The 19161-nt window shown below is 70.5% G+C and carries 19 protein-coding genes and 1 riboswitch; of the genes, 7 read left to right on the forward strand and 12 right to left on the reverse strand.

Features of this window, described 5'->3' with window-relative positions; genetic code table 11:
* Positions 1-95: 95 nt before the first annotated feature.
* Together cofE and rlmN are read right to left on the reverse strand one after the other, a co-directional pair.
* Positions 96-896: a coenzyme F420-0:L-glutamate ligase gene (cofE, locus tag AC3ENQ_RS10820; RefSeq protein ID WP_431804461.1), complete on the reverse strand. Its 801-nt coding sequence runs from the start codon at positions 894-896 to the stop codon at positions 96-98.
* A gap of 233 nt (positions 897-1129) precedes the next feature.
* Complete coding sequence (gene rlmN, locus AC3ENQ_RS10825) at positions 1130-2362, reverse strand: dual-specificity RNA methyltransferase RlmN (protein ID WP_431804463.1); 1233 nt, start codon at positions 2360-2362, stop codon at positions 1130-1132.
* 111 nt (positions 2363-2473) lie between these two features.
* Here rlmN and AC3ENQ_RS10830 point away from each other — a divergent pair, with 111 nt between their 5' ends.
* The 4 genes from AC3ENQ_RS10830 to AC3ENQ_RS10845 all read left to right on the forward strand — a co-directional run bounded on the left by AC3ENQ_RS10830 (position 2474) and on the right by AC3ENQ_RS10845 (position 6301).
* A complete protein-coding gene (locus AC3ENQ_RS10830) occupies positions 2474-3034 on the forward strand; it encodes a CAT RNA binding domain-containing protein (protein WP_431804465.1) in 561 nt (186 codons plus the stop codon).
* A complete protein-coding gene (locus AC3ENQ_RS10835) occupies positions 3031-4455 on the forward strand; it encodes a glycoside hydrolase family 1 protein (protein WP_431804467.1) in 1425 nt (474 codons plus the stop codon). The genes AC3ENQ_RS10830 and AC3ENQ_RS10835 overlap by 4 nt, the downstream gene beginning before the upstream one ends.
* Complete coding sequence (locus tag AC3ENQ_RS10840) at positions 4455-5318, forward strand: Cof-type HAD-IIB family hydrolase (protein ID WP_431804515.1); 864 nt, start codon at positions 4455-4457, stop codon at positions 5316-5318. Before AC3ENQ_RS10835 ends, AC3ENQ_RS10840 begins: the two co-directional genes overlap by 1 nt.
* Before the next feature lie 98 nt (positions 5319-5416).
* Complete coding sequence (locus AC3ENQ_RS10845; RefSeq protein WP_431804469.1) at positions 5417-6301, forward strand: Cof-type HAD-IIB family hydrolase; 885 nt, start codon at positions 5417-5419, stop codon at positions 6299-6301.
* A 68-nt stretch (positions 6302-6369) separates the two neighbouring features.
* On the opposite strand, the gene AC3ENQ_RS10850 is transcribed toward AC3ENQ_RS10845, so the two are convergent.
* The 4 genes from AC3ENQ_RS10850 to AC3ENQ_RS10865 all read right to left on the reverse strand — a co-directional run bounded on the left by AC3ENQ_RS10850 (position 6370) and on the right by AC3ENQ_RS10865 (position 9461).
* Entirely contained in the window at positions 6370-7197 is an 828-nt protein-coding gene (locus AC3ENQ_RS10850) for an SDR family oxidoreductase (protein ID WP_431804471.1), read from the reverse strand.
* Positions 7194-8012, reverse strand: a complete 819-nt coding sequence (locus AC3ENQ_RS10855; RefSeq protein WP_431804473.1) for an enoyl-CoA hydratase/isomerase family protein — start codon at positions 8010-8012, stop codon at positions 7194-7196. The genes AC3ENQ_RS10850 and AC3ENQ_RS10855 overlap by 4 nt, the downstream gene beginning before the upstream one ends.
* 24 nt (positions 8013-8036) lie before the next feature.
* On the reverse strand, positions 8037-8798 hold the full coding sequence (locus AC3ENQ_RS10860; RefSeq protein WP_431804475.1) for an SDR family NAD(P)-dependent oxidoreductase: 762 nt from the start codon (positions 8796-8798) through the stop codon (positions 8037-8039).
* 150 nt (positions 8799-8948) lie between these two features.
* Positions 8949-9461 carry a hypothetical protein gene (locus AC3ENQ_RS10865; protein ID WP_431804477.1) on the reverse strand — a complete coding sequence of 171 codons (513 nt, stop codon included), beginning with the start codon at positions 9459-9461 and terminating at the stop codon, positions 8949-8951.
* A 55-nt stretch (positions 9462-9516) separates the two neighbouring features.
* On the opposite strand from AC3ENQ_RS10865, the gene AC3ENQ_RS10870 reads away from it, so the two are divergent.
* Both AC3ENQ_RS10870 and AC3ENQ_RS10875 read left to right on the forward strand, forming a co-directional pair.
* Positions 9517-10242 (forward strand): phosphotransferase, encoded by a 726-nt coding sequence (locus AC3ENQ_RS10870; protein WP_431804479.1) that lies wholly within the window; start codon positions 9517-9519, stop codon positions 10240-10242.
* 89 nt (positions 10243-10331) lie between these two features.
* Positions 10332-10496: a hypothetical protein gene (locus AC3ENQ_RS10875; protein ID WP_431804480.1), complete on the forward strand. Its 165-nt coding sequence runs from the start codon at positions 10332-10334 to the stop codon at positions 10494-10496.
* A 107-nt stretch (positions 10497-10603) separates the two neighbouring features.
* Here the strand turns inward: AC3ENQ_RS10875 and glpK are convergent, their stop codons facing one another.
* The 3 genes from glpK to AC3ENQ_RS10890 form a co-directional block, all read right to left on the reverse strand.
* Complete coding sequence (gene glpK / locus AC3ENQ_RS10880; RefSeq protein ID WP_431804482.1) at positions 10604-12118, reverse strand: glycerol kinase GlpK; 1515 nt, start codon at positions 12116-12118, stop codon at positions 10604-10606.
* Between the two features lie 56 nt (positions 12119-12174).
* On the reverse strand, positions 12175-12933 hold the full coding sequence (locus AC3ENQ_RS10885; RefSeq protein WP_431804484.1) for an MIP/aquaporin family protein: 759 nt from the start codon (positions 12931-12933) through the stop codon (positions 12175-12177).
* Positions 12934-13084: 151 nt separating this feature from the next.
* Positions 13085-14800 (reverse strand): glycerol-3-phosphate dehydrogenase/oxidase, encoded by a 1716-nt coding sequence (locus AC3ENQ_RS10890; protein ID WP_431804486.1) that lies wholly within the window; start codon positions 14798-14800, stop codon positions 13085-13087.
* 125 nt (positions 14801-14925) lie between these two features.
* Here AC3ENQ_RS10890 and AC3ENQ_RS10895 point away from each other — a divergent pair, with 125 nt between their 5' ends.
* On the forward strand, positions 14926-15915 hold the full coding sequence (locus AC3ENQ_RS10895) for a sugar-binding transcriptional regulator (RefSeq protein WP_431804488.1): 990 nt from the start codon (positions 14926-14928) through the stop codon (positions 15913-15915).
* A 163-nt stretch (positions 15916-16078) separates the two neighbouring features.
* Here AC3ENQ_RS10895 and AC3ENQ_RS10900 read toward each other — a convergent pair whose 3' ends face one another.
* From AC3ENQ_RS10900 to AC3ENQ_RS10910, 3 genes are all read right to left on the reverse strand, one after another.
* Positions 16079-16867: an energy-coupling factor transporter transmembrane component T family protein gene (locus AC3ENQ_RS10900; protein WP_431804490.1), complete on the reverse strand. Its 789-nt coding sequence runs from the start codon at positions 16865-16867 to the stop codon at positions 16079-16081.
* Positions 16864-18357 carry an ABC transporter ATP-binding protein gene (locus AC3ENQ_RS10905; protein WP_431804492.1) on the reverse strand — a complete coding sequence of 498 codons (1494 nt, stop codon included), beginning with the start codon at positions 18355-18357 and terminating at the stop codon, positions 16864-16866. The genes AC3ENQ_RS10900 and AC3ENQ_RS10905 overlap by 4 nt, the downstream gene beginning before the upstream one ends.
* A gap of 7 nt (positions 18358-18364) precedes the next feature.
* Positions 18365-19018 (reverse strand): ECF transporter S component, encoded by a 654-nt coding sequence (locus tag AC3ENQ_RS10910; protein ID WP_431804494.1) that lies wholly within the window; start codon positions 19016-19018, stop codon positions 18365-18367.
* Positions 19012-19121, reverse strand: a riboswitch (TPP riboswitch). It overlaps the preceding gene by 7 nt.
* Between the last annotated feature and the right edge of the window lie 40 nt (positions 19122-19161).

Raw genomic sequence — 19161 nt, forward strand, 5'->3', positions numbered from 1 at the left:
ATGAGGTCTCGCTTGTGAGCGTACTCATCTACAGCGCGCGCGGACAGGCCCCCGCCGGACCCATAGGCGAACGAACGGGAACGGTCAGGTGAGCGTCAGGCGTCGCCCTCGTCGAGCGCGGCGCCCTCGGCCGCACCCTCGTCGTAGCCGTCGGCGTAGCCCTGGGCGTAGGCCTCGTCGGTACCGAGACGGAACATGTCGTCGGCGGCGGGGCGCGCGATCGACCGGGCGCCGGGCAGGTCCAGGTCGCCGACGACGTCCGGCATCCCCCGGACGATCGCGACGGGTCGGCCGCGGAGCTTGCCCTTCGCGAGGTCCCCCGCACCGGCCAACTCGTCGGCGAGGCACGGGCGTGTGACGTGGAGGGGGCGCCCCGAGGAGTCGAGTTGCCCGGCGAGTTCGTCGAACACGCGGACGCCCGCCGCACCGATCGCGATGTCGGTCTGCCCGTCGCGCCACGCGCGGCCGAGGGTGTCGGAGATGATCACGCCGACGACCGCGCCGGTCGCGGCGCGGAGCGCGGCAGCGAGCGCGCGGGCCGAGGCATCCGGGTCTTCGGGGAGGAGGAGCACCGTGCCGGGAACGGTGTTCGAAGCGTCGATGCCGGCGGCAGCGCCCACGATCCCGAGACGGTTCTCGACGATGCGGGTGACCGCGCCGCTCTCGCGAACGCGGGTCGCGACGACGCGCACGGTCTCGGCTTCGAGCGCGCGCTCGCGCTCTTCCTCGGGGAGCACGCGCCCCTCGGTCTTGGAGACGATCTTCGAGGTCACGACGACGACGTCGCCGCTCTCGAGCAGCGTGCCCTCGCGTGCGCACGCGTCGAGGACGAGCGCCGCCAGGTCGTCACCTTCCCGCACCTCGCCGATGCCGCCGGGAGCCCAGATCGAGATCATGTTGGCACTCTCTCACAGCCACCGCTCCCCCGGTCACCGTGTGCTGAACACCTGCTTGTCACGCGATCCGTGTTCGGTTCGCAGGAGATCCGTCGCCGAACACCCCGTCGCACCGATTCGATGGGGCCTCGCGCGACGATTGTCCTGCGAACCGAACGCCCGCGCGCGGAAACGGCGCGCGGAATCACAGCGCGGAAAGGGGGCGCGGAGCGGGGGCGCGGAGACCGCCAGCGTCAGTCGATCGGGACGGCCGCGGCGACCTCGCGGTCCTCCTCAGTCGCGACGAGCTGGCCGCACGCCCCGTCGATCTCCTTGCCGCGCGTGTCGCGGAGGGTCGTCGGGATGCCGGCCTCGTTCAGGCGCCGCACGAACTCGCGTTGCACGTCCTTCTCGGACGCCGTCCACACCGAACCGGGCGTCGGGTTCAACGGGATGGGATTCACGTGCACCCAGCCGCGCCCGCGCTCGTTGAGCTTCTGGGCGAGGAGGTCCGCACGCCAGGCGTGGTCGTTCATGTCCTTGATGAGCGCGTACTCGATGGAGACGCGCCGCCCGGTCTTCTCGAAGTAACGGCGCGCGGCGTCGAGGGCCTCGTCGACCTTCCAGCGCGAGTTGATCGGGATCATCTCGTCGCGCAGGTGATCGTCGGGGGCGTGCAGCGACAGGGCGAAGGTGACGGGGATCTCCTCGTCGGCGAGCTTGTTGATCGCCGGCACGAGACCAACAGTCGACACCGTCACCCCGCGAGCGCTCATGCCGAGCCCGTGGTCCTTGTCGACCATCGTGCGGACGGCCTGCATGACGCGGTTGTAGTTGGCGAGGGGCTCGCCCATGCCCATGAAGACGATGTTCGTCACGCGCTCACCCTCGTGCTCGGCGGGCCCGAGCTCGCTGGCGCGGATCGCGGCGTTCGCACGCACGACCTGCTCGATGATCTCTCCCGCGGACATGTTGCGCGTGAGCCCCGCCTGCCCCGTCGCGCAGAACGGACAGTTCATGCCGCACCCGGCCTGGCTCGACACGCACAGCGTGATGCGGCCCGGGTAGCGCATGAGCACGGATTCGACGAGCGCGCCGTCGTGCAGCTTCCAGAGGAACTTGATCGTGTCGCCACGGTCGGTCTGCAGGCGCCGCACCTCGGTGAGCAGGTGCGGCAGCATGCCGGTGACGAGTTCGTCGCGGCCGGATGCCGGAAGGTCGGTCATCTGCGCGGGATCGGACGTGTAGTGCTGGAAGTAGTGCTTCTCGATCTGCTTCGCCCGGAACCTCGGGAGCCCCAGCTCCTTCGCCTTTTCGACGCGCTGCGCGGGCGTGAGGTCGGCGAGGTGCACGGGAGGCATCCCTCGCTTGGGAGCCGCGAATTGCAACAGCGGCTTGCCGTCGGCATCCGTCTTCTGGGTCCAGCCCTCTGTGCGCGGGCGCACCTGGCGTGGGGTGGTCGCGCGGATCGGGGTGGAGTCTTCCATGCTCTCAGGGTACCGGCGGCATCTGGACGGATGCCGGTGATGGATGCCGGTGCCACCGCGCGACCATAGACTCGTCGCCATGAGCAGCGCCGACGCGGGTGGGGGCACACCGTGCACAAGGTGCTCAACAACAACGTCGTGATCCAGATCGACGAGTCGTGCCGCGAGCGGGTGCTGATGGGCCGGGGGCTCGGTTTCGGCTTGAAGCCGTCGGATGCCGTGGATCCCGCGAAAGTCGAGAAGACGTTCATCCTCGACGACGGCGAGGCGGGCGCCCGCGAACTCCGCCTGCTCGACGACACCCCGTACCCGGTGATCCAGGCGGTGGCACGCGCGATCGACGGCGCCGAACGGCGCCTCGGGCGCTCACTGGGGCGCGGATTCACGATCGCGGTGCTGGACCACGTGTCGTACGTGCTCGAGCGGCTCGACGCCGGTGTCCGCATCCCCTCGACGTCGATGCCGGAGCTGCGGCACCCCGGCGTCGGGCCCCATCGCGCACGGCGACCCGCTGTTCTACGCGGTCGCGGTGGAGTCGCTCGCCACGGTCTCCGGCAAGTGAGCCCGTCGGGGGCCCGCGACGCCGGGCCCCCGACCCTCACCCCGACGCACACGCACACGCACACGCACACGCAACGACGCACACACGCAAGAGAAGAGACATCATCATGAGCACCACGACCCCGACCTTCCCCGAGGGCTTCCTCTGGGGCGGCGCGACCGCCGCCAACCAGCTCGAGGGCGCCTACGACGAAGACGGCAAGGGCCTCTCGGTCCAGGACGTCCTGCCCCACGGCGGCATCGGCCAGGCGCGCACCGACGGCCCCACCCCCGACAACCTGAAGCTCGTCGGCATCGACCACTACCACCGCTATGCGGAGGACATCGCCCTCTTCGCCGAGATGGGTTTCAAGACCTACCGCTTCTCCATCGCGTGGAGTCGGATCTTCCCGCAGGGCGACGAAGAGACCCCGAACGAGGCCGGCCTCGCGTTCTACGACCGTCTGCTCGACGAGCTCGAGAAGTACGGCATCGAGCCGCTCGTCACGATCTCGCACTACGAGACGCCGCTGCACCTCGCCGAGACCTACAACGGGTGGGCCGACCGGCGCATGATCGGGTTCTACGAGCGGTACGCTCGCACGCTCTTCGAGCGGTTCGGCTCGCGCGTGAAGTACTGGCTGACCTTCAACGAGATCAACTCGCTCCTGCACGCCCCGTTCATGTCGGGCGGCATCAGCACCCCGAAGGAGGAGCTGAGCGCGCAGACCCTGTACCAGGCGATGCACCACGAGCTCGTCGCCTCGGCGCGCGCGACGCGCATCGCGCGCGAGGTCGCCTCGAACGCGCAGATCGGCTGCATGGTCCTGTCGATGCCCACCTATCCCCTGAGTCCGTCGCCGGCCGACGCGCTCGCGGTGATGGACTTCGACCACTCGAACCTCGTCTACGGCGACGTGCACACGCGCGGCACCTACCCGGGCTACTTCCTGCGGACCCTCCGTGAGAAGGGCATCGAGCTGGAGATCACCGACCAGGACCGCGAGGACCTGCAGAACACGGTCGACTTCGTCTCGTTCAGCTACTACATGTCGGTCGCCGCGACCGCCGAGCCCGAGAGGTACACGTCGGGCCAGGGGAACATCATGGGCGGCATCCCCAACCCCACCCTCGAGGCGAGCGAGTGGGGCTGGCAGATCGACCCGGTGGGCCTGCGGATCGTCTTGAACCAGTTCTGGGACCGCTGGCAGAAGCCGCTGTTCATCGTGGAGAACGGGCTCGGCGCGAAGGACCAGCTGGTCGAGGTCGACGGCGTCAAGACCGTCGTCGACGACTACCGCATCTCGTACATGAACGACCACCTCGTGCAGGTCGGCGAGGCGATCGCCGACGGCGTGGACGTCCTCGGCTACACCTCCTGGGGCTGCATCGACCTCGTCTCGGCATCCACCGCGCAGATGTCGAAGCGGTACGGCTTCATCTACGTCGACCGCAACGACGATGGCTCGGGCACTCTCGAGCGCTTCCGGAAGAAGTCGTTCGGCTGGTACGCCGAGGTGATCCGCACGAACGGCGCGTCGCTGGAGGCGTGATGGATGCCGCAGACAGCGCCGCCGTGACGGGCGTGGGGGCCGGGGAACCGGCCTCCGCGCCGCCCTTCCACCGGAAGGCGATCTTCCTCGACGTCGACGGCACGATCATGCAGGACGGCGTCCACATTCCGCCGTCGGCGGCCGAGGCGATCCGCGCGGCCCGCGCGAGAGGGCACCTGGTGTTCCTCTCGACGGGCCGCGGGATGGCGGAGCTGCAGGGCGAGCTGATGGACATCGACTTCGACGGCGCCGTCTCGAACGGCGGCGCCTTCGCGAGCGTCGGCGACGAGATCGTCGCCGGGTCGCTCCTCACCGCCGACGAGGTCGCGCGGCTGAAGGAGTACCTGACCGAGCGCGGCATCCACGGTTACTTCCAGTCCTACGACCAGATGTTCGCCTCCGCGGGGCTCCCCGAGCTCATCGCGGAGCGGTTCGGGGCGTATGGGCTGCCGCCGAAAGTGTTCCACGCGGACGAGGACTTCGACCCCGCCGAGATGGCGAAGCTCGTCTTCGTCACCGACGACGTGGCCGCCGCCGAGCAGGCGCTGACCGAGCTCGGCGAGGACTTCGCCGTCGTCGGCGGGACGATCCCGCTGGCGTTCGCCGCCTCGGGCGAGGTCGCGCCGAAGGGGGTGCACAAGGGGGCCGCGATCGAGGCGATCCTCGACCGGCTCGGCATCGACCGGGCCGACGCGATCGGCATCGGCGACAACTGGAACGACGCCGAGATGTTCGAGGTGTGCGGCACGTCGATCGCGATGGGCAACGCCGTCGACGGCGTGAAGGCCCTCGCCGATCAGGTCACCACGGCGATCGACGACGACGGCGTCCGCAACGCGTTCGCCGCCAACGACCTCCTCTGACCCGGCTGCCCGCTCTCGCCCTTGTTCGCGAGGGGTCGGCGGGTTAGCTGCCCGTGCGCGGCCAGCGGGCGTTCATCCGAGTGCGCGAGGATGGGAGCGTGACCGGCACCGAGACCCCCTCCCGCACCGTGTTCGTCGACGTCGACGGGACGATCCTCGAACACGGGTCCGTCATCGCACCCTCGACGATCGCCGCGATCCGCGCCGCGCGCGCGAACGGCCACCTCGTGTACCTGTGCACCGGGCGCGCCGAGGGCGACATCCACCCGACGGTCCGCGCGATCGGCTTCGACGGGGCGATCACCAACGGCGGCGCGTTCGCGACCATCGGCACGGACCTCGTCGTGTCGCACACGATGTCACGCCCCGACCTCGACCGGCTCGTCGCGTACTTCGTCGCGCACGGCATCCACTACTTCCTGCAGGCGCACGACCACATCTACGCGAGCCCCGGCGTCTTCGCGATGATGAACGAGTTCGTCCGGCTGCGCGCCGAGCGCCGCGCGGAAGACCTCCGTCACCTCGGTCACGGCGACACCGCAGACCTGCTGGATGCCGTCATGACCGACGCCGCGGAGCGGTACAGCCCCCTCGACGAGGCCGACCTCGACGAGATTGCGAAGGCGGTGTTCGTGAGCGAGGCATCCGACACGGTCTCGCGTGCGCAGGAGGATCTCGGCGACCGGTTCCACGTCATCCCCGGATCGATGCCGCTGCCGGGCGGTTCGAACGGCGAGATCGGGCCGCTCGGGGTCAACAAGGGCGCCGCGATCGTCGAGGTGCTCGGTCACCTCGGGCGGTCGGCGGAGGAGGCCGTGGGCATCGGCGACAGCTGGAACGACGTCGAGATGTTCGAGGTCTGCGGCGTCTCGGTCGCGATGGGCAACGCCGACCCCGAACTGCAGGCGAAGGCCGACCGGGTGACGACCGGCGTGCTCGACGACGGCGTCTGGAACGCCTTCGTCGCGCTCGGCTTGATCTAGCTTGCGCGGCGCTTCGCCGTTTCGACTCGGCGCTCCGCGCCTCGCTCACCGAATCGAAACGCCGCCGCTCAGAGGAAGATGTCGGGGAACAGCTCCGAGTCGGGGGTGCCGGGAACCGCGGCGTAACGCGAGAAGTCGGTGACCCCGGCATCCCGCAGCACGTCCTCCACGATCAGCGTCTGACCGGTGTACTCACGCGCGGGCTTGTTCAGCACCTCGTACGCGGCGTCGGCGTAGACCTCGGGCGTGCGGCTGACCTTCATCATCCGGTCTCCGCCGAGCGAGTACTGCACCGCGGCGGTCGCGATCGTCGTCTCGGGCCACAGGGTGTTCGCGGCGATCCCGGCGTCGGCGAACTCGGCGGCGAAGCCGAGCGTCGCCATCGTCATGCCGTACTTCGCGAGCGTGTAGCCGGTGTGCGCGCCGAGCCAGCGCGGCGTGATGTTGAGGGGCGGCGAGAGCGAGAGGATGTGCGGGTTCGGGGCATCCTTCAGCACGGGGATCGCGGCGCGCGAGAGCATGAACGTCCCCCGCACGTTGACGTCCTGCATGAGGTCGTACTTCTTCGCCGCGAGATCGAGCGAGCCCGACAGATCGATGACCGACGCGTTGTTGATGACGATGTCGATGCCGCCGAACTCGCCCTGCGTCTTCAGGACCGCCTCGGTGATGTCGTCGTCGTTGCGGACGTCGCCGACGATCGGGAGCGCGTGCCCGCCGGCCTCCTCGATGGCCGCCGCCGCCGTGTGCACGGTGCCCTCAAGCTTCGGGTGCGGGGTGTCGGTCTTCGCGATCATCGCGATGTTCGCGCCGTCCTGGGCGGCGCGCAGGGCGATCGCGAGGCCGATGCCGCGGCTGCCGCCCGACATCAGGATGGTCTTGCCGGCGAGGCTCATGCGTTCTCCTTGGGGGTGGCAGGTGCGGCCGGGGTGGCGGGTGCGGCCGGGCGGCTCCTGGTGGATGCCGCGGCGAACGCGGCGACCCGGACGGCGGACTCGGGGGTGTCGAAGCGCGCCCCGATCGAGGCGGCCTCGTCGTCGAGGTTCTCCGCGAACGAGCGACCCGCGCCCGTGCGGATGAGGCGCTTGGCGGTGCCGAAGGCGGCCGTCGCGTTGCCGAGCCAGAATGCCGCGATCTCCGCCGCGCGGGTACCCGGGTCATCGGCGACCTCGGTGACGAGGCCCCAGTCGAGGGCGGTGTCGGCGTCGATGGTCTCGTCCTGCAGCAGCAGGCGCAGCGCTCGGGTCTGCCCGATCGCCGCCGGCAGCAGCGTCGAGACGCCGAGATCGGGGCTCAGGCCGATGTTCGCGTAGCGGCTGACGAACTTGGCGCGGGGGCTCGCGACGATGTAGTCGGCCGTCAGCATGAGGCCGAGGCCTCCCCCGGCGACCGCGCCCTGCACCGCCGCGACGATCGGCGTCGAGGATTCGACGAAGGTGCGGATGCCGTCGTGGATGACGTGCGCCATCGCGGTGACGTCGCTGCCCTTCGAGCCCGAGGTCGACATCTCGATGACGTCGCCGCCCGCGCAGAACGCCGGGCCGACGGCATCCAGCACGATCGCGCCGACCGTGTCGTCGGAGGTGACCTCGTGGGCGAGGTCGCGCCAGCGCTGCCCCATCTCGAAGCCCATCGCGTTGAGCGATGCCGGGCGGTTGAAGGTGAGGCGCGCGAGCGCACCGTCGCGGGTGTAGAGGATCGAGTCGCTCATCGTGTTCTCCGTCGTCCGTTCGGCTTACTTCGGGGCCATGCGGATCGCGCCGTCGAGGCGGATCGTCTCGCCGTTGAGGTAGCCGTTCTCGACGATCTGCTGCACGAGCTGCGCGTACTCGTCGGGGCGGCCGAGGCGCTGCGGGTACGGCACCTGCTGGCCGAGGCTCGCCTGCGCCGCTTCGGGAAGGCCGGCGAGCATCGGCGTCTCCATGATGCCCGGCGCGATCGTGCAGACGCGGATGCCGTAGCGTGCGAGCTCCCGGGCGATCGGGAGCGTCATGGCGTGGACGCCGCCCTTCGACGCCGAATACGCGGGCTGCCCGATCTGGCCGTCGAAGGCGGCGACGGATGCCGTGTTCACGATGACGCCCCGGTCGCCCGACTCCGTGGCATCCGTCTGCGCGATGGCGGCGGATGCCTGCGCGATCACGTTGTACGTGCCGATGAGGTTGACGCGGATGATCTTCTCGAAGTGCGCGAGGTCGGTCGGAGCGCCCTCGCGATCGAGGACCTTCGCGGGCGGGGCGATGCCGGCGCAGTTGACGACGACGCGCAGCGGTCCGTGGGCGCTGGCCTCCTCGACGGCGGCGGCGACCTGGCCGGGGTCGGTGACGTCGGCGGCGACGAACGTGCCCCCGATCTCGGCGGCGCGCTCGGCGCCCGGGGACGAGGGCAGGTCGACGATGACGACGTGCGCGCCCGCGGCGGCGAGGCGCTGGGCGGTCGCGAGGCCGAGGCCGCTCGCGGCGCCCGTGACGAGGGCGGATGCTCCGGCGATGTCCATGGATTCTCCTTCGAAGTCCGAGGTGGCAGTCCGATGTGGCTGCGGACGCATCGCCACGGGTGGTGCCGCGTGCGTGTTGCCGCATGCCACTGCGTGCCAGCATACGCGGGACTGAGTGTCAGGTCATCCCTGCATCAGGTCTCCCCCGCGTCACGTTACCCAGCGGTCCGTCTCGCGCACGACCTTACCGAGGCGGTCGAGCAGTTCGGCGGGGTGGGCGAGCAACGCGCGCGTCTCGGGCCGGCCGACGAGCGCGTCGATCAGCCGCGAGGCGAATCGCGCGTCCTTCTTCCGGTAGCCGGAGAGATAGTGCAGCGTCGCGCGCCATACCCGCGGCTCGCCGTCGATCCCCTCGACGCGCACCTCGAACGTCGGCGTCTCCTCCACGATGCCGCCGATGCCGCCGAAGAGCCCCTCGACGATCGGACCGATCGAGTCGACCAGCGCCGGGTTCGGCGCCCACGTGGTCGGCGGGTCGATCACGATCGCGCGGATCTGCGACCACGGCGCGAACGCTCCCGGGTCGTCGCCGACGTAGGCGGTCGCGCCGCGGGTCGTGAGGCGCACGTGCCGGGCGGCGGCATCGCCGATCGCGAGGCCGGGTTCGTCGGCGTCGAGCGCCGTGAGCAGGCCCTCGCGGCGCAGTGCTCGGGTCGGAGGCATCCTCCATCTCACCACGCTCTCGCCCAGCCGCGGCATCCGGGAGAGGATGGATGCCGTGAGCATCCCGACCAGCGACGTGCCGGTCCCCGCCGTCGTGCGGCGCCTCGCCCACGGAGCCGGGCTCGCGCCGCTGTGGCGGAACGGGCGCGGGGGTCTCACCTTCCGGATCGACGACGGGCGCGTCATCAAGTCCGGGCCGCGGAACGCCGAGTCATCGATGGCCGGCGAGGCCGAGCGCCTGCGCTGGGCGGGCGCGTACACGCCGGTGCCCGAAGTGCTCGACGTCGACGGCGACGAGACGCACGAGTGGCTCGTGACGAGGGCGCTCCCGGGGCTCTCCGCCGTCGACCCGCACTGGGCGGACGCGCCCGAGGTCGCGGTCCGAGCGGTGGGCGAAGGGCTGCGCGCGCTGCACGACGCCCTTCCCGTCGGGGACTGCCCGTTCGACTGGTCGGTGGCCGCGCGGCTCGAGAACGCGGAGAGCCGCGGCATCCGCGTGCCCGACGCGCTGCGCGACGCTCCCCCGGTCGACCTGCTGGTCGTGTGCCACGGCGACGCGTGCATGCCGAACACGCTGATGAACAGCGCTGGGCGCTGGTCGGCGCACGTCGACCTCGACGCGCTCGGCACCGCCGACCGCTGGGCCGACATCGCTGTGGCGTCGATGAGCACCGTCTGGAACTTCGGACCGGGATACGAGGACGCCCTCATCGAGGCGTACGGCATCGCGCCCGACCGCGAGCGCCTCGCGTACTACCGCGCCCTGTGGAACGCGACCTGAGTCCTCAGCGCGCGAGCCAACTCCCGGCATCCCGCTCGCGAATCACCACCGCTTTCGCGAATCGCCGCCGGATGCGCGCGAATCGAGTGGTGACTCGCGCATTCGGCGGTGATTCGCGAGCCGGGGCGGGGCGGCGGGGCGCCTCGCACGACCGCCACGACACGGCGCTGCTGGATGCCTCCTACCGCGCAACCGCGCCGCGCCGCCTCGTCACCGAACTCGACGAGCGCGGCGAACTCGACGAGCGCGGCTGAGCCCGAGGCATCTCCGCACACCCCGCGACGGCACGGACGCGCGGCATCCTCCCCCCGAAGGAATGCCGCGCGTCCGCGGTTCATGCCTGGTCAGCGCACGTCCCTGGTCAGCGCACGTCGGCGTCGACCCAATCCATCGACTTCGTGACGGCCTTCTTCCACAGGCGCAGCTGACGCTCGCGCTCCTCGGCGTCGCCCGAGGGCGTCCAGCGCTTGTCCTCCTGCCAGTTGGCGCGAAGCTCGTCGAGATCGTTCCAGAACCCGACGGCGAGACCGGCCGCGTACGCCGCACCGAGCGCCGTCGTCTCCGCGACGACGGGGCGTACGACCTCGACGCCCAGCACGTCGGCCTGGAACTGCATGAGCGTGTCGTTGGCCGTCATGCCGCCGTCGACCTTGAGCTCGGCGAGATCCACCCCGGAGTCGGCGTTGACGGCATCCAGCACCTCGCGGGTCTGGAAGGCGGTCGCCTCCAGCGCGGCGCGCGCGATGTGGTTGCGGTTCGCGTAGCGGGTGAGACCCACGAGCGCGCCGCGCGCTTCGGGGCGCCAGTACGGGGCGAACAGTCCCGAGAACGCCGGCACGAAGTAGACCCCGCCGTTGTCCTCCACCTTCGCGGCGAGTTCCTCCACCTCGGGCGCGGAGGAGATGATCCCGAGCTGGTCGCGCAGCCACTGCACGAGCGATCCGGTGACGGCGATCGACCCCTCCAGCGCGTATCGCGCCGGCTCATCGCCGAGCTTGTACCCCACGGTCGTCAGCAGGCCGTTCTCGCTCTTCACGATGTCGGTGCCGGTCTGGAAGATCAGGAAGTTCCCGGTGCCGTAGGTGTTCTTGCTCTCGCCCGCCTCGAACGCCGCCTGACCGAACGTCGCCGCCTGCTGGTCTCCGAGGATGCCGGCGATCGGCGTCTCGCGCAGGAGCGACGTATCGCGGGCCTCGCCGTAGACCTCCGACGAGGAGCGGATCTCCGGAAGCATGGATGCCGGCACACCGAACTCCGCGAGGATGTCCTCGCGCCACTCGAGCGTGTGCAGGTCCATGAAGAGGGTCCGCGACGCGTTCGTGACGTCGGTGGCGTGGACGCCGCCCTCCGGCCCGCCGGTCAGGTTCCAGAGCACCCACGTGTCGGTCGTGCCGAAGATCAGGTCGCCCGCCTCGGCCTTCTCGCGCGCACCCTCGACGTTCTCGAGGATCCAGACGATCTTCGTGCCCGAGAAGTAGGTCGCGAGCGGCAGGCCGACGATGTCCTTGAACCGGTCGACGCCCTCGTCGCCGGCGAGCCGGTCGACGATGCTCTGCGTACGGGTGTCCTGCCAGACGATCGCGTTGTAGACGGGGATGCCGGTGTTCTTGTCCCACACCACCGCCGTCTCGCGCTGATTCGTGATCCCGATGGCGGCGATGTCATGTCGGGTGAGGTTGGCGCGGCCGAGCGCGATGCCGATCACCTCGCGCATGTTGTCGCGGATCTCGATCGGGTCGTGCTCGACCCAGCCGGCGCGCGGCATGATCTGCTCGTGCTCCTTCTGGCCGATGGAGATGACCGAGCCCTTCTTGTCGAAGATGATCGCGCGGCTGGAGGTGGTGCCCTGGTCGAGGGCGATGACGTACTGAATCATGAGATGACTTCCTTGTCTGACGGGAGAGGTGGTGAGGGAGGTGGTCGGGATGACGGTCAAGCGGCGACGAAGTGCAGGAGGAGCGGGGCGGCGAGCGCGGCCAGCACTCCGCCGACGAGCGGGCCGACGACCGGAACCCAGGCGTAGGCCCAGTCGCTGCCCCCCTTGCCCTTGATCGGCAGGACCGCGTGGGCGATGCGCGGGCCGAGGTCACGCGCCGGGTTGATCGCATACCCGGTCGGTCCACCGAGCGAGGCGCCGATGCCCACCACGAGGAGGGCGACAGGAACCGCCGTCAGCGGGCCGAGGGCTCCGGGAACGCCGATCTGCACGTCACCGTAGTCGGCGAACGCGAAGATGACGAACACCAGCACGAACGTGGCGATGATCTCGGTCAACAGGTTCCAGCCGTAGGAGCGGATGGCGGGCCCGGTGGAGAACACACCCAGCTTGTTGGCGGGGTCGGGTTCGGCATCGAAGTGCTCCTTGTACGCGAGCCAGCACAGCACGGCGCCGAGGAACGCGCCGACCATCTGCGCGGCGATCGCGACGAGGAAGTGCGTGAAGCCGATCTTGCCGCCCACGAGCAGGCCGATCGAGACGGCGGGGTTCAGCTGGGCACCGGAGTACGCGGAGGTGAGCACACCGGCGAACACCGCGAGGCCCCAGCCCCAGTTGATCATGAGGAACCCGCCGTTGTTGCCCTTCGTGCCCTTCAGGACGGCGTTGGCGACGACGCCACCACCGAGGAGGAGCAGGAGAGTGGTCCCGACGAGCTCGGAGAGGAAGTACAGACCGAGATTGACGTCTTGCATGTCGACATTGACCTTTCATGAGGGACCTGAGGAGGGACCGGCGTCAGGCCGCGCCGGAGCATACGACCGCCGCGCGAGAGGCGGCGACGGCCGGGAAAGAGCCGAACGAGGAAGGAGCCTCGCGGAGGAGGCAGCGGCGCTGGGCCGGCCGTCAGGCCGACAGCGCCGCAACCCCCGCGTGCTCGAGGTCGATGCGGTGCAGGTCGCGCAGAGCGGCCGAGGCATCCTCGATCTCGGCGCGAACGCGCGCGGCATCCCAGCCGAGGGCGGGAGCTGCGGCATCCGCGATCTCGTGCAGCGTGTCGGGCGACATGCCGCCGACGAAGGCGACGGAGGTGCGCCGCAGCAGCAGGTCCATGAGGGTCACGACCTCCTCGCGCTCGGCGAGGAAGGCGATCTCCTCCCGCGAGTATCCGGGTGCGTGTGCGAGAGGGTGCTGCGCAACCGGGAGTGCGGCGAGCAGCTCCGCGGCGTACGTCCCGTAGCGCTCGAGCATGCGGTCGGCGAACGCCGCCTCGTGCGCGCCTCGGTGCGCCTCGACCCAGCGCGTGCGGGCACCGGCATCCTTCGGATACCCCGCCCCGCCGCCGATCGCGAGCTGCGCCGTGGACTGCACCCGACTGCGGCCGAGAAGGGCCAGGGCGTCGTCTGCGACGTGCTCGGACAGCGCGCGGAACGTCGTCCACTTGCCCCCGACGAGACTCAGGACGGGAACGCCCGCGAGCTCGCCCTTCTCGACGCGGTAGTCGCGCGAGACGAAACCGGGTGCGACGTCGTCGTGCCGCGGCAGGGGACGGATGCCGGAGAAGCTGTAGACGATCTGCTCACGGGTCACGGCGATGTGCGGGAACACCTGGGCGATGAGGTCGAAGAAGTAGTCGATCTCGTCGTCGGTGCAGACGACCGGCTTGGTGGGGTCGGCGTCGATGTCGGTGGTCCCCACCATGACGCGGCCCTTCAGCGGGTAGATGAGGACGATGCGCCCGTCGGATGCCTCGAAGAAGATCTCGTTTCCGCGCGTGGCCGCGAGCAGCTCGTCGTTCTGCAGGACGATGTGCGATCCCTTCGTCCCACCCATGAAGCGAGTCGGGTGGCCGAGCGCGGAGTTCGTCAGGTCGGTCCAGGGTCCGCTGGTGTTGACGATGACGCGGGCGGTGAACCCGAACTCCTCGCCCGTCACCTCGTCACGCAGCGTGACCGCCGAGCCGTTCGATCCGACCGCGCTGACGTAGTTCGCCGACCGCGCCGACGCTTCGCGCTGCCCGTCGCGGAGGACGTCGAGTGCGAGGCGCTCGGGGTCGTGCATCGACGCGTCGTAGTAGGTCGCGGTGTACGCGAAGCGCTCGTCGAGGTCGGGGAAGCGCTCGTGCGAGGCGCGGCGCCCGCGGAAGGTGTGCCGCGGCACGGCGCCGCCGTCGCGCGAGAACGTGTCGTACATCGTGAGCCCGACCTTGATGAGCAGTGCGCCGCGCTCGCGTGGCTTGCCGCGGCCGTGCGTGAACAGCAGGCGGAAGGGAGCCGTGAGGATGCCGGAGAAGGTCTTGTGGATCGGGATCGTCGTCGGCAGCGGCTTGACGAAGTGGGGCGCGTTGCGCACGAGCGCGTTGCGCTCGACGACCGCCTCCTGGACGAGCCGGAACTCGCCGTTCTCGAGGTAGCGCACCCCGCCGTGGATCATGTGGCTGGACGCCGACGATGCCCCGGAGACGTAGTCGCCCCGCTCGACGAGCGCCACGTCGACGCCTTGGAGCGCGAGGTCGCGGAACGTCGCGACGCCGTTGATGCCGCCGCCGATGATGAGGACGTCGGCCTCGGGGCGGTCCCGGAGAGCGGCGACGGACGGTCGCGGTGCTGTGGTGTCGATCATCGTCGATCCCTTTCGTCGTTGACGCGCCCTACACTGAACGACGCATGCACATTCGCGCAACCTCGATCGCACGATCGTGCACGCACCGGGACAAATCGCACGATCGTGCGCGGAGAGGACACCCCATGGAGTCGAACGAGGTCACGAACGTGCGCACCCGCGACGCGCTGCGCGCCGCCCAGCTGTACTACGTGCAGGACCTGACGATGGATGAGATCGCCGCCGAGATGCGGATCTCGCGGTCATCGATCTCCCGGTTGCTCTCCTACGCGCGCGAGATCGGCCTCGTCGAGATTACGGTGCACTCCCCCCAGGCCGGGATCGACGGGCTGGCCGCACGGATCTCGGACGCCTTCGAGGTCTCGGCCGAGATCGTTCCCACGTCGACGCACGCGAGCGACGCGGAACGGTTGGGTCGGGCGGCACGCACGGCTGCCCGGCGCGTGTCGACGCTGGCCGACGACAATACGAGCATCGGGATCGCGTGGGGCGCCACGGTCTCGGCGATCGCCCGCGAGCTGCCCGCGCGGCGCCTGCACAATGCCCACATCGTGCAGATGAACGGCGCCGCCAACCCGGTGACGTCGGGGGTTCCGTACGCCTCGTCGATCCTCGAGCGCTTCGCGGCCGCGTTCGGGGCGGATGTGCAGCTCTTCCCCGTGCCTGCCCTCTTCGACGATCCGCACACGAAGGATCTGATGTGGCGCGAACGGTCGGTGCGCCGCGTGCTCGACGCGCAGAGCGACGTGAGCCTGTTCGTCTTCGGGCTCGGTTCCCCTCGCGCCGACGTCCCTTCCCATGTGTACTCAGGGGGGTACCTGACCGGCGAGGATTCCCGCGACCTGCTCCGCAACAGCATCGTCGGCGACTGCGCGACCGTCTTCTACCGCGAGGACGGGTCGAGTGACGGCATCGATCTGAATCGGCGCTCGAGCGGACCGAGTTTCGCCGCGATCCGCCGGATCCCTCGACGGGTCTGCGTCGTGTCGAGTCTGTCGAAGCTCGCTGCGCTCCGCGGCGCGCTCGCCGCGCAGCTGATCACCGACCTCGTCATCGACGAGGGCCTCGCCCGCGCGCTCGCGGACGCGGCCCCCGCCCGCGCGCGCCGCCGCTGACCCCGCCCGCGCCGCGGCTCGCGGCCCGCTCCCCGCACCCAACAACCGGCTCGCGAATCACCGCTTGATTCCCCAATCACCAGCCGATTCGCGCAGAACGCCCGGTGATTCGCGCATTCGGTGGTGATTCGCGAGCCGTGCGGGGGGCCACGCGGGGCGCGCGTCAGCTCGGGCCGAGGATGAAGTTCCAGGTCCCGGCGGCGATCGCGGCGGCGATGGCGATCGCCGAGATCGCGGCGCCAATGCCCACGAGCGCCCACTCCCGCGTGCCGAACGTCGATTCCCTTGCCCACGTGCGCCGGACGGGGGCGCCGAACCCGCGCGCCTCCATCGCCGTCGCGAGCTTCGACCCGCGGCGGATCGACAGCACGAGGAGAGCGAACGCCATCCCGACGAAGCGCCGGATGCGGCCCCGGTCGGCGACGCCGCGGGCGCGGCGGGCGAGCTCGAGTGCCCGCCAGTCGTCGAGGAACAGCCCGATCATGCGCAAGCCCGCAAGAGCCCCGAGCACGAAACGGGCCGGCAGGTGCAAGACCTGCGCGAGCCCGTCGGCGAGGTCGGTGGGGTCGACCGTCACGAACAGGACGACCGACGGCAGCGCCACCGCGAGCACGCGGAAGAACGTCGCGACGGCGAGCACGATCGATCCGTCGCTGATCCGGATGACGAACCACTCGAGGTAGACCTCGCCGGATGCCTCGCCATACAGCAGGATCGTGAGCGCTGTGAGGGGTGCCGCGAGCCAGACGGGCCAGGTTCGCACCCAGAACTCCCGCCACGTGAGCCCCGAGAAGAGCAACAGCACGCTCTCGAGGGCCAGCGCGACGGCCGCCGAGACGATGTCGAGCGTGAGGATCAGCGGAATCGCGATGAGTGCGGATGCCAAGAGCTTCGCGACGGGGTTGATCCGTGCGACCGCTCCGGTGCGCGCGTGCGCGTCGAGCAGCGTCATCGCCGGTCGCCCTCCGGTGCGCGGGGAGCGGCGTCGACGCCGTCGAGCACGAACCTGCGCGCGTGGAGGGCGTCGACGACCGCCTCGTCGTGCGTGATCAGGACGAGCGCGCGGCCTTCGTCGCGCAGCCGCGCGAGCATGCCGACGAGTTCACCCCAGGTGCGGGCGTCCTGACCGAACGTCGGCTCGTCGAGGACGAGCACCCGCGGGGCGGTCGCGAGCGCTGCGGCCACCGTGAGCCGGCGCTTCTCGCCGCCCGAGAGCGTGTAGGGGTTGGCACGCGCGAGCGGGGTGAGGCGCAGACGCTCCAGCAGCTCGTCGACGCGCCGGTCGGCCTCGGCCGCATCCAACCCGAGCGCGCGGGGCCCCACGAGCAGTTCGTCGCGCACCGTGCGGGTGAGCAGCTGGTGCTCGGGCTCCTGGAAGACCGTCCCGATCCGGGTGAGCAGTTGCGTCGACCGCCAGGAGATCGGCGCCGGCCCGGCATCCCCGGCGAGCGGCTCCGTCGCGACGACCTCCCCGCCGGCCGGCGGCAGCAGTCCCGCGAGAGTGAGTCCGAGCGTCGATTTGCCGGCACCGTTCGGTCCCGTGATCGCGAGCACCTCGCCCGCCCGGACCTCGAGATCGATCCCTGTCGCGACGGGTTGATCGCGCACCCTCGCCACCGCGAGCGCGTACGTACGCAGGAGCGCCTGCCCCGGTTTCGCCGCGGGAGGTGGCGGCGGTGCCGGAGGAATGCCGGGAACCCACACGCCGTCGGCGGCGAGACCGCTCGCGTGGGCGCCGAGGACGACGTCCGGCCGCCCGTCCGCCACGACCCCGCCCGCCCCGATCACGACGACGCGGTCGACGAGCGGAAGCCACACATCGACGCGGTGCTCGACGACCACGAGGGTCGCCCCCGACGCGTCCACCGCGCGCGCGACCGCCGCCTGCACCTCGGCGACACCCGCCGGGTCGAGGTTCGCAGTCGGTTCGTCGAGGAGCAGCACACCGGGCCGCATCGCGAGGGCACCGGCGAGCGCGAGGCGCTGCTTCTGCCCTCCGGAGAGCGCCTTGGTCGGCCGATCCAGCGGGACGTCGAGACCGACGGCATCCAGTGCCGCGCGCACTCTCGGCCAGATCTCCTCCCGGGGCACGCCGAGGTTCTCGCAACCGAACGCGACGTCGTCGCCGACGCGCGCGAGGATCACCTGCGAGTCGGGATCCTGCAGGACGAGACCGACACGACCGCGCGCGGATGCCGGGGACTCCCCGCCGACGAGGAGCGTCCCCTCGTCCTCACCCTCTTCGTCGCCGCCGAGCACGCCCGCGATGCCGTGCAGCAGGGTCGACTTGCCGGCACCGGACGCGCCGAGCAGGAGCACGCGCTCTCCCGGCTCGATCTCGAGGTCGATGCCGCGCAGCGCCCAGGCGCGGCGCGAGGCGTGCCGCCAGCCCCAGTCCCGGGCCTTGATGCGGGCGCCGTGCGCCGCGGAGGGCGCGGACACGCGCTCCTCAGACCCGTTCCGTGCGTTCGCGACCCGACGCGAAGCGGTCGAGGGCCCCGGTCGCGGCGAGGCCGCGCGCGAGGAACCACGAGAGGGCGCCGGCGATCAGCGCGCCGGAGACGACGGCGCTGAGGAGGTAGACGATCGTGAAGGTCGCGTCGGCGCCGGCGTACCAGAGGATGAGGTTGTTGATCGCTCCGGCCAGACCCGCTCCGGCGCCGGCGAGGATCGCGACCGGCAGGTTCCAGACTCGGTAGAGGAAGATCAGGAACACGATCTCGGCGCCGAGCCCCTGGACCAGGCCGGCTTCGATCGTGAGGAACCCGCCCCACTGGTTGCCGACGAGAGCAGAGACGACCGCGGCGAGCGTCTCGGTGTAGATCGCGGCGCCGGGCTTGCGGATGACGAGCGCGCCGAGGACGCCGGCGAACAGCCACGGCCCGTCGAGAAGGCCCTGCAGCCCCGGCAGCAGCGGCTCGAGGATCGCCTTCGGGCCGAGGTAGCCGATGTTCCACAGCAGGAAGATCAGGCCGGACGCGACGCCGATGACGCTGGCGACGACGATGTCGACGACGCGCCAGCGGAAGCGGCCGGAGCCGGATCCGGAGGACCCGGTCGAGCCCGACGCGGTGATGGTGGATGGGGACGCGGACGCGTGCATATTTATCTCCTCCCTGCGCCGGCATGATCCGGATCAGGTTCGACGGTCGAAGCGTGGATCGCTTCCTCTCAGCCCGGCTCACCGGACTCCCGTGGGTGGTGACGTCGAGTATAGCGGCGAGCGGGTAGTTTGAGCGGGTGACC

The sequence above is a fragment of the Microbacterium sp. bgisy203 genome, from assembly GCF_057706945.1.

Coding starts and splice junctions, on each gene's coding strand:
- cofE (WP_431804461.1), bottom strand. CDS start 896: ATGATCTCGATCTGGGCTCCCGGCGGCATCGGCGAGGTGCGGGAAGGT.
- rlmN (WP_431804463.1), bottom strand. CDS start 2,362: ATGGAAGACTCCACCCCGATCCGCGCGACCACCCCACGCCAGGTGCGC.
- AC3ENQ_RS10835 (WP_431804467.1), top strand. CDS start 3,031: ATGAGCACCACGACCCCGACCTTCCCCGAGGGCTTCCTCTGGGGCGGC.
- AC3ENQ_RS10840 (WP_431804515.1), top strand. CDS start 4,455: ATGGATGCCGCAGACAGCGCCGCCGTGACGGGCGTGGGGGCCGGGGAA.
- AC3ENQ_RS10850 (WP_431804471.1), bottom strand. CDS start 7,197: ATGAGCCTCGCCGGCAAGACCATCCTGATGTCGGGCGGCAGCCGCGGC.
- AC3ENQ_RS10855 (WP_431804473.1), bottom strand. CDS start 8,012: ATGAGCGACTCGATCCTCTACACCCGCGACGGTGCGCTCGCGCGCCTC.
- AC3ENQ_RS10860 (WP_431804475.1), bottom strand. CDS start 8,798: ATGGACATCGCCGGAGCATCCGCCCTCGTCACGGGCGCCGCGAGCGGC.
- AC3ENQ_RS10865 (WP_431804477.1), bottom strand. CDS start 9,461: ATGCCTCCGACCCGAGCACTGCGCCGCGAGGGCCTGCTCACGGCGCTC.
- glpK (WP_431804482.1), bottom strand. CDS start 12,118: ATGATTCAGTACGTCATCGCCCTCGACCAGGGCACCACCTCCAGCCGC.
- AC3ENQ_RS10885 (WP_431804484.1), bottom strand. CDS start 12,933: ATGCAAGACGTCAATCTCGGTCTGTACTTCCTCTCCGAGCTCGTCGGG.
- AC3ENQ_RS10890 (WP_431804486.1), bottom strand. CDS start 14,800: ATGATCGACACCACAGCACCGCGACCGTCCGTCGCCGCTCTCCGGGAC.
- AC3ENQ_RS10895 (WP_431804488.1), top strand. CDS start 14,926: ATGGAGTCGAACGAGGTCACGAACGTGCGCACCCGCGACGCGCTGCGC.
- AC3ENQ_RS10900 (WP_431804490.1), bottom strand. CDS start 16,867: ATGACGCTGCTCGACGCGCACGCGCGCACCGGAGCGGTCGCACGGATC.
- AC3ENQ_RS10910 (WP_431804494.1), bottom strand. CDS start 19,018: ATGCACGCGTCCGCGTCCCCATCCACCATCACCGCGTCGGGCTCGACC.